Source organism: Streptomyces sp. NPDC048297, assembly GCF_043201585.1.
Classification (GTDB): domain Bacteria; phylum Actinomycetota; class Actinomycetes; order Streptomycetales; family Streptomycetaceae; genus Streptomyces.
The window spans coordinates 200,847-214,898 of sequence record NZ_JBICZA010000014.1 but is presented as its reverse complement, the minus strand read 5'-3'; the positions used below and the strand labels follow the sequence as shown (position 1 = coordinate 214,898).

At 72.9% G+C, this 14,052-nt stretch carries 11 protein-coding genes; 2 read left to right on the top strand and 9 right to left on the bottom strand.

What is annotated here, in order from left to right; all coding sequences use genetic code 11:
- Positions 1-158 precede the first annotated feature (158 nt).
- Positions 159-1,844 (top strand): hypothetical protein, encoded by a 1,686-nt coding sequence (locus tag ACGFYV_RS18070; RefSeq protein ID WP_393879380.1) that lies wholly within the window; start codon positions 159-161, stop codon positions 1,842-1,844.
- A gap of 125 nt (positions 1,845-1,969) precedes the next feature.
- Here the strand turns inward: ACGFYV_RS18070 and ACGFYV_RS18065 are convergent, their stop codons facing one another.
- Positions 1,970-4,495 (bottom strand): NB-ARC domain-containing protein, encoded by a 2,526-nt coding sequence (locus ACGFYV_RS18065; protein ID WP_393879365.1) that lies wholly within the window; start codon positions 4,493-4,495, stop codon positions 1,970-1,972.
- Between the two features lie 156 nt (positions 4,496-4,651).
- Positions 4,652-5,362, bottom strand: a complete 711-nt coding sequence (locus tag ACGFYV_RS18060; protein WP_393879364.1) for a DUF998 domain-containing protein — start codon at positions 5,360-5,362, stop codon at positions 4,652-4,654.
- A gap of 189 nt (positions 5,363-5,551) precedes the next feature.
- Here ACGFYV_RS18060 and ACGFYV_RS18055 point away from each other — a divergent pair, with 189 nt between their 5' ends.
- Positions 5,552-6,256 carry a phosphatase PAP2 family protein gene (locus ACGFYV_RS18055; RefSeq protein ID WP_393879363.1) on the top strand — a complete coding sequence of 235 codons (705 nt, stop codon included), beginning with the start codon at positions 5,552-5,554 and terminating at the stop codon, positions 6,254-6,256.
- Positions 6,257-6,263: 7 nt separating this feature from the next.
- Here the strand turns inward: ACGFYV_RS18055 and ACGFYV_RS18050 are convergent, their stop codons facing one another.
- The 7 genes from ACGFYV_RS18050 to ACGFYV_RS18020 form a co-directional block, all read right to left on the bottom strand.
- Positions 6,264-7,574 carry a glutamate-1-semialdehyde 2,1-aminomutase gene (locus ACGFYV_RS18050; protein WP_393879362.1) on the bottom strand — a complete coding sequence of 437 codons (1,311 nt, stop codon included), beginning with the start codon at positions 7,572-7,574 and terminating at the stop codon, positions 6,264-6,266.
- Between the two features lie 76 nt (positions 7,575-7,650).
- Positions 7,651-8,202: a dTDP-4-dehydrorhamnose 3,5-epimerase gene (gene rfbC, locus ACGFYV_RS18045; RefSeq protein ID WP_393879361.1), complete on the bottom strand. Its 552-nt coding sequence runs from the start codon at positions 8,200-8,202 to the stop codon at positions 7,651-7,653.
- Entirely contained in the window at positions 8,199-9,491 is a 1,293-nt protein-coding gene (locus ACGFYV_RS18040; RefSeq protein WP_393879360.1) for a polysaccharide pyruvyl transferase family protein, read from the bottom strand. The genes rfbC and ACGFYV_RS18040 overlap by 4 nt, the downstream gene beginning before the upstream one ends.
- A complete protein-coding gene (locus ACGFYV_RS18035) occupies positions 9,488-10,435 on the bottom strand; it encodes a glycosyltransferase family 2 protein (protein ID WP_393879359.1) in 948 nt (315 codons plus the stop codon). Before ACGFYV_RS18035 ends, ACGFYV_RS18040 begins: the two co-directional genes overlap by 4 nt.
- Positions 10,432-11,742, bottom strand: coding sequence for a hypothetical protein (locus ACGFYV_RS18030; RefSeq protein WP_393879358.1), 1,311 nt, complete (start codon positions 11,740-11,742; stop codon positions 10,432-10,434). The genes ACGFYV_RS18035 and ACGFYV_RS18030 overlap by 4 nt, the downstream gene beginning before the upstream one ends.
- A 5-nt stretch (positions 11,743-11,747) precedes the next feature.
- Positions 11,748-13,028 carry a DUF4910 domain-containing protein gene (locus ACGFYV_RS18025; protein ID WP_393879357.1) on the bottom strand — a complete coding sequence of 427 codons (1,281 nt, stop codon included), beginning with the start codon at positions 13,026-13,028 and terminating at the stop codon, positions 11,748-11,750.
- Positions 13,025-14,050: an NAD-dependent epimerase/dehydratase family protein gene (locus ACGFYV_RS18020; protein ID WP_393879356.1), complete on the bottom strand. Its 1,026-nt coding sequence runs from the start codon at positions 14,048-14,050 to the stop codon at positions 13,025-13,027. The genes ACGFYV_RS18025 and ACGFYV_RS18020 overlap by 4 nt, the downstream gene beginning before the upstream one ends.
- Between the last annotated feature and the right edge of the window lie 2 nt (positions 14,051-14,052).

The following is a 14,052-nucleotide window of genomic DNA, read 5'->3' as shown; positions in this document are numbered from 1 at the left end:
CCGCGAGCCGCGAGCCGCGAGCCGCGAGCCGCGAGCCGCGAGCCGCGAGCCGCGAGCCGCGAGCCGCGAGCCGCGAGCCGCGAGCCGCGAGCCGCGAGCCGCGTGGGGAATTGGGCCTGTCGGAGGGGGCGGCCTTGTTCGGTAGCCGGCCGCTGCGGGTGCCCGTGGGGCATGACGCCCACCGGTGGAGCACCTTCCACGGCGAACGAACCCTGGTCGTAGCCGTCCGTACGGTCACCTCGGCCGTGCGCGTCCTCGAAGCGCTGCCGCCGCTCCTGCGCGACGACAGCCGCGTGACCGTCGTCTTCGCCTACGACCCCACCTCCGCGTTCAACGCCGGCGTCCTCGATCTCCTCCACGCTGCCGGGTGCCGGGTCGCCCCCTGGGAACAGCTGGGGAGCATCGCCCCCGATCTCATCCTCTCCGCCAGCGAGAACATCGACGTGCCGGAGGGCGACTGCCCGGTACTGGTGCTGCCGCACGGGGTCGGCTTCCAGAAGCTCGTGCCGGATTCACGCAGCGAGCGCGAGAGGCTTTCCGGGGTCGTTCCGGATTCCCTGCTGGAGAGCGGGCGGGCATGGCTCGCCATCTCGCATCCGGCGCAGGAGGAACAGCTGCTCGCCGCCCACCCGAAGGCTGCCGGGCGCACACTGCTGGTCGGCGACCCGTGCTTCGACGAGCTGGTCGCCAGCCGGACGCACCGGAAGGCGTACCGGGAGGCGCTGGGCGTCGCGGACCATCAGCGTCTGGTCGTGGTCAGCTCCACCTGGGGACCGACCTCCCTCCTGGGGAGTCATCCGGACCTCCTCCCGCGTCTGCTCGCACAACTGTCCTGCGACGAGGCCAGAGTCGGCGCGATCGTCCACCCCAACGTCTCCTCGGCCCACGGAACCTGGCAGCTCCGTACCCTGCAGGCCGCCGCCCTGGACGCAGGGCTGCTGCTGATGCCTCCCGTCCATGCGTGGCGGCCCGCGCTCGTCGCCGCGGACGTCCTCGTGGGCGATCACGGATCGGTGACGCTGTACGGGGCGGCGGCCGGCACCCCGCTGCTGCTCGCCGCGTTCGGCAGCGACGCGGTGCCAGGTACGGCCGCCCACGCGCTGGCGGCCGTCGCGCCCCGGCTCGATCCGCGCGGGGACCTGCGCCGGCAGGTGGAGGATGTCGTACGCGAGCACACGCCCCAGCGGTACGCGGCAGTCGCGGCTCAGGCCTTCGCCGAACCGGGACATGCTCTCGCCCGGCTCCGTGCCGCCCTCTACCAGCTGCTGAAGCTTCCGGAGCCGTTCTCCCCTCCGCCGGCGTCCCTGGCGCTGCCGGTTCCGGATCCACCGGCCGCGCCGGTCACCTCGTGGCAGGTGACCACGGACGTCACCGGGAACGGCATCGCACCGACGGTCACCGTGCACCGCGTTCCGGCGACCGTCAGCGCGTACGGCGCGGCACGCCCCGACTCCCCCACCCGCTTCACACACCTGGCCTGCACCGACGACGAACGCGACCACCGGCTCACCGAGAGCGCCTCGGTCCTCGTCCAGCGGCACCCCGCACCCACGTCGGTCGGGGCGCTGCGCTGGATCGAGGACACGCTCACCCGGCTGCCGGGCAGCCTGCTCGCGGCATCGGCGGTGCGCGGGGGCGGCCATCTGGTCGGCCTGCGGGACGGCCGGGTCGTGGAGGCGGCGATCACGGGCCCGGCGGTGGATCCCGGTCTGCCGGCGGCGGTCGTCCACGCCTGCCTGCTCGTGGGCGCTCCGCTGGACGACACCCAGGCGACGCTGCGGATCGGTGGTTCGCGGGAGGAGGACGTCGTCCTGCGGATTCGTCCCGCCTGGCCGATCGGATAAGCCGGCGGCCCGCCTCCACCCGTCAGGGGAGTCGGCCTCCGCCCGTCCAAGCAGCCGGCCTCCGTCCGGGCAGCCCGCCTCCACCCGTCCAGGGAGTCGGCCTCCGCCCGCCCCGGGAGCCTGCCTCAGTCGCCGAGGCCCTCCGAGCGCCGCCGCAACTCCTGCGCCCGGGAGAGGTTGCCCAACGCCTCGTGCACCTCGGCGGCCCGGGTCAGGCACTCACGCACCAGTTCCGAACGGCCACCCACCCGCTGGGCGATGTCGGCGAGCCGCTCCCTGGCCTCCGCCTCGTAGGCCATCCATTTCGCCTCCGCGCCCAGGGCCTCGGCCGCGGCCCGCAGTTCGCGGATCGCTTCCTCGGTCTCACCGAGATGGCCGTGTGCGACACCGATGGCGGCCCTCACCCGGGCGGCCATCCGCCGGTCGGGCTCCGCACGGCTTTCGAGTTCCCGCTGTGCACGACGCAGCAGCGCCATCGCGTCCGCGTGATCGCCCCGGGCGTCCAGCGCGCACCCGAGGAAGAAGGTGGCGAGCGCGACTCCACGGGTTTCCCCGGCCCGCTCGTTGAGGTCGAGGGAACGCTGATACGCCCCGACGGCGCCGGACGGGTCGACGACGTCCAGGTAGCGGCCGAGGAACTCCTGCACCGAAGCGCGCAGTGCGAGGTGATCGGTCGTCTCGGCGAGGGCGACGGCCTTCTCCAGCTGGTCTCCCGCCCGGTCGTTCTCACCGAGATCCAGCAAGGGACGCGACAGCAGGCTGCGCAGCCGGGCCTCCCCCGCTCGGGCAGCCGCCGCGACCTCCTGCGGCGTGTCCTCGCGGGCCGCTGCCGCCCCGGCCGCCTCGATCCCCAGCTCCAGCGACTCCTGCCACGCCCCGAGGTAGCGGTGGTACAGGAACAGCACCGAGAACGCCTCGGCGAGCTGCCAGCCCAGGACGTACAGACCGCACCCGACGGACATGCGCAGCACCGCCAGGATGGCGGGACGCTCGGTGTCCAGCCATTCCAGCGGAGGTGGCCCGCCGGCCGTGGTGAAGGGATCGGCGGCATCCCTCAGCAGATCCGTGAGGTCGGCGATCCGCAGCCGCTCCCTCCTGAGCGCCCGGTCGGCGAACGCGGTCAGGACGAGGTAGTGCGTGCCCACCCGCTCCGCCAGCGCCGCCCGCTCGCTCTCCGGCTCCACCTCGGCGGCGCACTCCCCGGCGTGCAGCCGGACCAGATCGTGCAGGCGGTACCGGCCGTCGCCCGTGGCCTCCACCAGGCTCGCCTTCGCCAGGACGCGCAGCAGGCGTTTCGCGCTCCTCGTGTCGATGTCGGCGGCGACCGCGGCCACCCCGGCATCGAAGACACCGAACGGCAGCCACCCGAGCAGTCGGTAGAGCCGAGCGGCATCAGGGGGCAGCAGCCGGTACGAGGGACCCAGAACCGCGGACACGGAGGACTCCTCTCCGTCCAGCGCCAGACCGGCCAACCGGCCGGCCTCCGCATCGAGTTCGGTGACCAGTTCCGCCATGGTCAGACCCTCGTCGGTGACCAGACGCGCCGCGACGACCTGCAAGGCCACCGGCAGGCCGCCGCACAACTCCACCAGCCGTTCCGCGGCCTCCCGTTCGGCCTCGACCGCTTCCACTCCGCAGCGGTCCGTCAGCAGCTCCAGCCCGCCGTGCGCGTCCAGCGGCCTGACGGAGATCAACCGGGCACCGTCCTGCATCGCCAGTTCACTCAGCCTGCTTCGGCTCGTGGCCACTACCGCGCTTCCCGGCCCCTTGGGGATCAGCGCACGAACCTGTCCGGGCTGGTTCACATCGTCGAGAACGAGCAGGATCCGCAGGTCGGCCGTGCGCGACCGGAACAGATTGGCCCGCTCGGCTAGAGAGTCCGGCATACCGAGGTCGCCTCCCGGCAGCGACCTCAGACACATGGCCAGCGCCTCGGACACGTCCCCACCGGGACCGGTCATCGGCGTGACCTGGTCGCGCAGGGCGGCGAAATCCACGTACAACTGGCCGTCCGGGAAGCGGCTGCGGACCAGCTCCGCGTGTCGGCAGGCCAGAGCCGTCTTCCCGACACCGGGAAGTCCCTCCAGCACGTCGATGCCGACAGGCCCGGGGACTCCCTCCCGTGCGCCGGGCGTCCCGTCCAGGTCCGCGAGTTCGGCTCGCCGATTGCTCCACGGCACGGTCACGACGGGCACCTGGTCGGGTCTGACGGGACGACCCGCCGCGGGCGCCGGTGCCGGCCGGACGTTGAAGGTGATGCCGCCGTGGATGTGCGAGCCCTGGAAGGCCGGGCCGTAGTTCACCCCACCGCTGACCAGGTTGACGAAGGTACGTGACGCGTCGGGTGCCTGTGCGGACAAGAACTGCGCCAGTTCCTCGGCCGAGCCGGGGTCGTCCTGGAAGATCTCTTCCAGTCGCTGCCGCAGGCGCTCGTGGACCTGTTCCCGGGCGCGGGTGTCCCCTGCCGCGCGCGCCCTGTCCAACTCCTCCCGCTCCGACTGCAGTTCCTCCTGGGCGGCAGCCTCGTCCGCGGCGCGTCGCCCGAAGAACCGGACCAGGCCGTCCTTCGCCCGCCCCCAGGACTCCGACACGATCAACCCGACCAGCGTCGTCGCCCCCGACGTGGCAAGAGCCGCCAACTCGGCTTCCACACGGCCCCCTTCGACCATCCAGCCCCTCAGAGCATGCGCACACCAACCCTAGAGAGATCTTGGACGGTTGGACAGTCGGGCTCGCCGCGCGTCCCCCGAATGCGTTCCGCCGCGCGAAGCCCATGCGCGAAGCCCCACGGAGGGCAGTACCGTGCCTCACGCCGTCGAGATGCCGTCCTTCGTGCCGAGAACCGCGCTGGTGGTGGCCGCGCGCAGCAGGGAGACGCCGGTGACGGCCTCCCAGGCCACGATCGTGTAGACGGCGATGCGCTCGGGGACGCCGCCTGCGGCGACGTAGAGCGTGTGGTCGGCCTGGAGCAGCGCGAACGCCGCGAGGCCGATGACGCCGAGGGTGATGCCCAGCGCCTTGTGCCAGGTCGGGGCGCCGAGTTGACGGTCGCCTGCGGCGCTGACGAGCAGAAGGACGTTCCCGCCGACGATGGCGCCGATCGCGCCGACGCTGTGGGCGATGATGACGCCGTTGGTCAGTGCGGCGGCGGATTCGGGGAACAGGCCCACCATGCCCACGCCGATGCCGTGGATGAGGGCGAGGACGAGGACGGCTTTGGCTTTTCGGCCCTCAAGTGACCGGTACACCAGCGCTGTCGCGGCGATGAACAGCGCTCCCTGCGTGAGGAACGCGAGGTCCATCAGCAGGTGCAGGGGCGAGTCGATGGTCCGGCCCTGGAACACGTCCCCCGGGACGGGGTTGCCGAGGTCGGAGATGAAGTTGACCGCATAGCTGTAGCGCGGATGTCGCCAGGCGGCAGCGGCGACGGCTTCGAGGGCGAGGTACTGGACGGCTGCGACGAGCAGGAGCAGGCCGGCTGTCGCGTGTGACCGCGAGCGAGAGTTTTGGACCTCCATACCCAAAAGCTTCCCGCCCCCAGCTTGGACTTTCAAGTCCAAAATGTAGACTCGTCGCATGAACACGGCGGCGAGGGGCGAGGCGAGGGGTGCGGCGACCAAGGCCCGGCCCTCGCGCGATGCGGCACTCCGGCCGGGTCGGGCCTGACACGCTACGAACCTGACACGCTACGAAACAGGGGGCTCGCGATGGAACGCCTGGCAGGAGCGGACCGCCCGACAACGACCGGCCGGCCGGCGCCCGCGGCGCTGCCCCCGTCGCTGCGCGGCCGGCTCGGGCCGATCGCGGCGCTCGCCGTGGTGGTGGTCGTCGCGCTCGGGGTCCTGTACGCCGGCCACAGCGAGCCCGGCAGGGTGGACAGGTGGATCATCCGGCCGACGGCGGACAGCGTGGGACCGCCGTGGCGGCACGTCGCTCTGGCCCTGGACTTCCTGGGGGAGCCCTCTGGAGCGGCCCCGCTGGTGGTGGCGATCGTGGCGGTCTGCCTGCTGCTGCGGCGTCCTCGTGCGGCGGTGCTCGTCGTTGCCGGGGCCGCTCTGGCCGTGGGGACGACGACGTTGCTCAAGTCCCTGGTGGGACGCACCATCCACGGCGGGCATCTGTCCTACCCGAGCGGGCACACCGCCTTCGCCACCGCGATCGCCCTCGTGGTGGCGCTGCTCGCGGCCGGCCGGCTCGGCCTCGGCAGGACGGCCGGCACGTCGCTCGTGCTCGCCGCGGCGCTGGTCGCCGGCGCCGCGATGGGATGGGCGCAGGTCGCCCTGGGCGCGCACTACCCGACCGACGTCCTCGGCGGCTGGTGCACCGCGCTGGCGGTGATTCCCGCGACCGCATGGCTGGTCGACCGGATCGCCGACCGGATGGCCGACGCCGGCAGGCGGGCGCCTCGCTGACGTCACGTCAGGCCAGGCGGCGGAATACGGGCTTCACCGGGCGCCCGCCCAGCCAGGGGGCGGGGTCGCCGGCCTCCAGCGCCTTCCTGTACACCGCGCATGCCTGGGCCACCACGTCGACGGTGCGGTCGATGTCGGCGTCGTCCAGTGCGCTGCTCACCACGAACGACGGGGCCAGCACTCCGCCCGCGAGGAGCCGGCGCAGGAACAGCGTGCGGTACCGCTGGGACGGCTGCCGGTTCTCGTCGAGGGTGGCGAAGACCAGGTTGCTGGCCCGGCCCCGGACGACGACGTGGTCGCCGACGCCCGCGGCGGCCGTGGCATCGCGGACACCGGCGGCCAGCCGCTCGCCGAGGGCGTGCAACCGCGCGGTGATGCCCTCCTCGACGTAGGTGGTCTGCACGGCCATCGCGGCTGCCAGGGAGTGCGTCTCCGCACCGTGCGTGGTGGAGAGGAGGAACACGCGCTCGCCGGAGTGGCGCAGCCCGCCCCGCTCCATCAGCTCGCGGCGCCCGGCCAGCGCGGAGACGGCGAACCCGTTGCCCAGTGCCTTGCCGAACGCGGAGAGGTCGGGGACGACGCCGTACAGGCTCTGGGCACCCGCCTCGGACCAGCGGAAGCCGGTGATCATCTCGTCGAAGATCAGGACGCAGCCGTGCCCGTAGGCCAGCTCGCGCAGGCCGGCGAGGTAGCCGGGCGGTGGCTCGGTGTGGCCGGCGGGTTCGAGGATCAGGCAGGCGACCTCGTCCTGGTACCGGGTGAGCAGTTCCTCCGTGGCGGCCAGGTCCCCGTACGGGAACGCCACGGTGAGGCCGGTGGTCGCCGCCGGGATGCCGGCGGACATCGGCGTGGTGCCGATGAACCAGTCGTCGACGGAGAAGAACGGATGGTCGCCGCAGACGGCCACCCGTGGGCGCCCGGTGACGGCGCGGGCGAGGCGCACCGCGGCGGTGGTGACGTCGGATCCGTTCTTCGCGAACTTCACCATCTCCGCGGTCGGCACCGTGGCCAGGAAGCGTTCCGCGGCCTCGGCCTCCACGACGGACGGGCGGACGAAGTTGCTGCCGCGGCCGAGTTCCCGCCGCACCGCCTCGATCACGCGCGGGTGGGCGTGGCCGAGGCTGACCGACCGGAGCCCGGAGCCGTACTCGATGTAGCGGTTGCCGTCGACGTCCCAGACGTGGGCACCGCGGCCGTGGCTGATGACCGGGGCCAGGTTCTCGGGGTACTGGTCGTCGCCCTTGGCGTAGGTGTGCGCGCCCCCGGGGATCACGGCGTGCAGCCGCTCGTTCACCTCCCGCGACCGGGGCAGGAGCAACTCCCCGGTCCCTTCAGTGTCTTCGGTGTCTTCGGTGTGTTCAGTGTGTTCGGTGTGTTCGGTGTCCACGCCGGCCTCACTTCTCACTGTGCTTCAGTACCTCGGCGAGGCCCGGCGCCTCCCGGTCGCGCCGGGACATCGATGTGACCGGCAGCGGCCAGTCGATGGCCAGCTCCGGGTCGTCGAAGGCGATCGTCACGTCCTCGGCCGGATCGTGCGGGCGGTCGATCCGGTAGGAGGTGTCGGCGGTCCCGGTCAGCGCCTGGAAGCCGTGCGCGCACCCCGCCGGGATGTACAGGGTCGCCTGCGTCTCGCCGGACAGCTCGAAGGTGGCCACGTTGCGGTACGTCGGCGAGTCGGGTCGCAGGTCCACGGCGACGTCGAAGATCCTCCCGTACGAGCACCGCACCAGCTTGGCCTCGCCGGCGCCGGAGCGCAGGTGCAGGCCGCGCAGCACGCCCCGGACCGAGCGGGACACGCTGTCCTGGACGAAGGCGTGCGGGTCGAGGCCCACCGAGCGGACCATGTCGGCGTCGAAGGTGCGGCAGAAGAAGCCGCGTTCGTCGGCGTACGGCGTCGGCTCGAACAGGTACGCGCCGGTGATCTCCGGGACTTCGGTCGCCTTCATGGAGCCTCCCGCGGGGCATGAGCGTGGGCGTCTGCGTGAGCGTGGCCGTCGGCCTGGGCGTGGGCGTGGATGTCGGCGTCGGCGTGGTCGGCCGCCGGAAACAGGGTCTCGGTCAACTCGGCGAACTGCTGCTCCAGTTGCCGGGCGGCGACCACGTTCCGCTCGGCGAGGGCCCGCCGCAGCTCCGTCGACCGCTTCTCCAACGCCCGGAACTGTTCCAGCAGTCGGTCGGCGTCGACCTCGCGGGCCGGGTGGCAGTACGCGCCGAGGCCCATCCGGTCCATGAGCGCGTCGCTCTTCGCCGCGTAGCAGAGGGCGAGCACGGGCGTTCCGGTCTTCAGCGCGCAGATCAGGTTGTGATAGCGGACGGCCACCACGGTGTCGGCGACCGCCATCTCGTTCATCAGGTCCGCCAGTGAGGTCGGTTCGGCCGCGGTGACCAGCGGTGAGTCGACCGCGTCGAGGATAGCGGCGACCACCGACCCGTCGCACGTGTCGCCGGTGAGCAGCCGGACCGGTCTGCCCTCCTCGACCAGCGCCCGGACGAACCGGATCGTCCCGTCGAGGTAGCGCCGGTGGATCTCCTCGGCCCGCGCACGGTCGTCGTTGCCGCCGTGGAAGTCCATGACACCGAGGCAGACGGGACCCGGCGTGCCGGTGGGCGCGTTCACCTGTGGCGTCGGCAGGGAGAACGCGAGGTCCGGGTAGACCTCGTCGCGCGCGGTGTCCACGCCCATCGCCCGCATCGCGTCGCGGGACTGGGCGTCCCGGTACGAGCGGTAGGTGGCCAGCCGCGCCGACCAGCGCACCAGGGCCCGGGTCGGCCGGTTCCCGATCGTGGCGGCGCCGACGCTGACGAGCGCGACCCGGGTGCGAAACAGCCGGCCGGACGCGCAGAGGAGGAACAGCGCGTACGGAAAGCCCCACGGCCGCAGCGGCAGGGTGGCCTCCAGGACGCCCATGCCGGGCACGATCACCACGTCGTGCCGGCGCACCCAGGCGGCGGTGCGGTAGACGTCGACGAGTTTGCCCAGGCCCTTCGACGCGATCGCGCCCGCACGGGACGCGGTCCGGTACTCCGCGCGGTTCCAGTGCAGCCGTGTCGCGGGGATCCCGAACTTCGCCGTCACCGCCTCGGGTCCGCCGCACAGCGCGTCCACGACCGCGTCCGGATGTTCGGCACGGAGGTATCCGAGTACGGCTTCCAGCGATCCGTCGTTGCCGAGGTTTCCGGAGCCGAGCAGGCCGAACAGCCCTACGCGCACCGGAGTTTCGTGCGTCGGTGTCATGCCTTCCTCCCTTCGCGGCCGGCGACGAGGGCGTCGACGCAGACGGTGAACAGGCCCGGGTCGACGGGGTCGCGGTCCTCGACCCGTTCGCCGGCGCCGGGCCGGGCCCGGCTGGTCATCCACGCGGCCAGGTGGCGGTAGCACGCGCGCCGGTCGGCCGGGGACAGCGGCGCCCGCCGGATCGCCGAGGCGAAGCCCCAGACGTACTCGGCGAGCAGCCGGGGTGTCGGGTGCAGCGGGCCTGCCCGGCGCGGGTCCAGGTTGACGCACCGGGCCCGCTTGGAGGGGTTCGCGCGTTCGGCGCGGGTGGGGTGGTCGCGGCGGAAGTACAGCAGGTCCGGCACCTGGTGGAAGGGGCCGTGCAGGGTGATCTCCGCGACGAACGTGCGGTCCGCGTGGTGATAGCTGTCGAGCGGCTTCACCCGGCGCAGCACGTCGGCCCGCATCACCCCGTAGAAGTCGTCGCCACCGGGCTCGAACAGCAGGCTGCGAAAGCGCTGCGGCGCGTGCGGCGAGTCGGTGGCGAGGGTGTACTCGTAGGGGACCTTCACCTGGCCGTCGCCGTCGATGACCGCCTGGCCGGTGTGCGCGAGGATGATGTCCGGCCGTGCGTCCAGCGCCTCCACACAGCGCCGCAGCAGGTCACGGCCGTACAGGTCGTCGTGCGAGGCCCACTTGAACAGTTCGCCGCGGCACTCGGCGAAGACCCGGTTGTGGTTCGGGGTGGCGCCGATGTTCCGGGGCAGGCGGAGGTACCGGATGCGTGAGTCCTTCGCCGCGTACGTGCGGCAGATGTCCTCGGTCCCGTCGGCGGAGGCGTTGTCGGAGATGACCAGCTCGAAGTCCTCGTAGGTCTGGCCGAGGAGGGCGTCGAGCGATTCGGCCAGGTACTCCTCGCCGTTGTAGACGGGCAGGCCGATGCTCAGCCTGGGGTGGGCGGTCATGAGGTCCTCACTTCGGGGATGGGGTTCTGGTGGCGCTCGCGCAGGGCGGAGCGCAGTTGCAGCCACCACACGGCCGAGCCGCTGACGGTCGCGACGGCGACGCCCCAGGCCGAGCCGACCGTGCCGGCGGCAGCCGCGCCGCCGAGCCCGCCGCCGACGTAGCAGGTGGAGGCGAACAGCTGGCAGCGCAGGCTGCGCCGGGCCGCGCCGAGCGCGCGCAGCCCGGCCGCCGCGCCGGTGCCGAGTCCGGCGCCCGCGACGCCGAGGGTGATCGCCGCGATGAGCTGTGAGGCGGAGTGCCAGACACCGCCGAGCGCCAGCTCGCCGAGCCGGCCCGGCATCAGGAGCAGCGCCGTGCCCCAGACCAGCGCACCGGCGGCCTGTCCCCCGCCGAGCAGGAGGCAGAACGTGCCGAGCCGGTGCGGGGCCTGCCGCAGCACTCGTGCCGCCTCCGGGACGGTGACCAGCGACAGCCCCATCAGCACGGCGAGGAACGGGCCCATCAGGAGCTCGGCGCCCCGCACGGCGCCCACCGCGCCGACCCCGGCGATCGCGCCGAGTCCGTACGCCCGCAGCTGGCTCGCGCCGCTGAGACTGACGTTCTCGACCAGGTACCGGTAGCCGAGGTCGCGCTGCTCGCGCAGCCAGCCGCGCGCCCGGGACATCCTGGGCCGGATGCCGGACTGGAGGCAGCCGTACCCCGCCGCGACCGCGGCGGACGCGCCCCAGGCGAGCACGAAGGCGGCCACGCTGCCCACCCGGGCCGCCACCACCATGGCCGGGACGAGCGCGACGCCCCACACGACGTCGTTGACGAACGCCTTCCGGCCGGCGCCGGCGGCGAAGAACGAGAACCGCCAGGCGTCCTGCAGCAGCAGCCCGGGCAGCAGGACGCCGAGGGCGGCGAACGCGGGCCCGACCCGGCCGCCGAGGCCGAGCCCGGCCGCCAGACACACCGCGCCGATGCCGGCGCCGACCGCGAGTGCGGTCCCCGTCGACCGGGCGACCGCCCCGCGCCAGTCCGCCTCCGGCGCGCCGCTGAAGCGCACCACGAGCGGATCGGTGGCAAGGCCCCGGGAGACGTTGAGCACCACGCCGTAGGTCACCCAGGCGAGGCTGAACACGCCGAAGGCGGTCACCCCCAGTGAGCGGGCGACGTAGATGCCCACCACGAAGTTGCTCACGCTGGAGGCCGCCTGGTCGGCCAGTCCCCAGGACAGCCGGCCGACGAGGGCCCGGCGGGCGGAGCGCCGGGCGGGCTGGGCCGGGGCCGCCCGTGCCGTCGTCTTCTCCCCCTCGATGGTCATCGGCGTCACGCCTTGATCAGCCCGGCGCCGTGCAGGGCGCCGGCCGCGTCGGCGACGGTGTCGAACGGCAGCCCGGCCCGCTCGGCGACGTCCAGCAGGCTGTGCTCGCCGTCGGAGAGGCTGAGCACCCAGAGCATGGCCATCTGGGCCTGCTTGGCGTCGCTGCGGCCACCGAGCGAGCCGTACAACCCGCGCCGGCCCAGCTGTGGTTCGCCGTAGGGGCTGAGGTTGAGGTAGCGCCGGTTGCGGTCGAGCACGGCGAATGCCTCGCGGCAGACGGCGAGCGTGTCCGCCATCGCCTCCGGGCGGACGAAGTCCACGTCGTCCGCCGAGGTGTGGTACTCGGGGTAGCCGGCGTACGGGGTCCGGCTGAGCGAGCCGACGCCGAGATCGAACCCGGGCGAGCAGAACTGCCGTTCGTCGTAGCCGTACGGGGTGAACTCGGTGATGTGGTGCGGGCGTTCGGACGCGCGCAGCACGTGCCGCAGCACCCGGTCGATCTCCGCGTCGCCGCGCCTGCTCTGCTTGTACGTCAGTCTGCCCGGGTCGCCGGCGCAGGCCAGCACGAGGCCGTGCTTGACCCGGTCGACGCGCTCCGAGTTGCGGGCCAGCCAGGTGATCGCCCCGATGGTGCCGGGCGCGAACAGGAACCGGTAGGTGTAGTACGGCGTCCGCTCGGCCAGCTCTCGGGCGAGGAACGCCGCCACCGCGATGCCGGCCAGGTTGTCGTTGGCCAGCGACGGGTGGCAGACGTGGCAGGAGACGATCACCTCGTCGGGGACCTGCCCGGGGACCACGTGCTCGGCGTAGGTGAGGTGGCCGTCGGCGAGCGTGGAGTCGATGCGCACCTCGTACTCGCCGTCCGGCAGCGCGTCCAGGGTCTCCTGGGCCAGGCAGAACCCCCACTGCGGCTGGTAGTAGCTGGTGCGGTACGGCACCCAGGACGGGTGGTCGGGAAGCGTGTGCAGGTGTGCGCGGAGTTCGGCCAGCGGCATGGTCGCCGACACCGGCACGCTGTAGCCGAGCACGTGCAGGCTGGACGCGGCGAAGTCGACGACCCGCTTGCCGTCGGCGTCGGCGATGTACGCGTCCTTGATGTTCCACTCCTGCGGCACCGTCCAGTCGAGGACCTGGGTCCCGGTCGGCACCTCGTGCACCCGCAGCGGGACGTACTCGCCGACGATGTCCAGGGTGGCGCGCACCCCGTCGCCGGTGATGCTCCGGCACAGCGGGTACAGCCGCCGCACCAGCGCGTGCATCTCCTCGCCGGGAGCCGCCGCGTTCATCGGCGCCACCGCAGGGTGTCGTCGACGGCGCCGGCGTCGGACGCCGCGCGCAGCACGGCGAGACGGGTGAAGCGGCGCTCGAAGTCCTCCTGGGTCAGGCCGAACTCCCGGTAGGCGTCGGCGAGTTCGAGTGCGCCCTGCTTCACCGTCCACTCGCAGTCGAAGCCCGGGACCGCGGCCCGGAACCGGGAGAAGTCCACCCGGTACGACCGCGGATCGGCCCCGGTCTCCCCGGTGATCACGACCTTCGAGCCGGACACCGCCTCGGCGACCTGCTCGGCGATCTCGGCGACCGTGACGTTGTTGGTCTCGCTGCCGATGTTGAACGCCCGGTCGTGCACCGCGTCGCGCGGCGCGGTCAGCGCGGCCGTGAAGGCCCGTGCGATGTCGGCGGCGTGCACCAGCGGGCGCCAGGGGGTGCCGTCGGAGAGCACCAGCACCTCGCCGGACAGCAGCGCGTGGCCCACCAGGTTGTTCAGGACGATGTCGGCGCGCAGCCGGGGCGAGAAGCCGAAGGCGGTGGCGTTGCGCATGTACACCGGGCTGAAGTCGCCGTCGGCCAGCTGGTGCAGGTCGTCCTCCACCCGCACCTTGGACTCCGCGTACGGCGTCACCGGGCGCAGCGGGGCGTCCTCGGCCACCAGGTCGTCACCGCCGGCGGCGCCGTAGACCGAGCAGGTCGACGCGTACAGGAAGCGCCCCACCCCGGCGTCGCGGGCGAGGCGGGCAAGGCGTACGGACGCGTGGTGGTTGATGTCGTAGGTGAGTTCCGGCGCCAGCGAGCCCAGCGGGTCGTTGGACAGCGCGGCCAGGTGGATCACGGCGTCCACCCCGGCCACGTGGTCGGCCGTGACGTCGCGCAGGTCCACCCGGCGGCCGGGCGGGTCCGCGGGTGTCGGGCCGAGGACACAGTCGGCGAACAGGCCGGCGTCGAGACCGACGACCTCGTGCCCGGCGGCCGTGAGGACCGGGGCCATCACGGTGCCCAGGTAGCCCTGGTGCCCGGTCAGCAGTACGCGCAAGG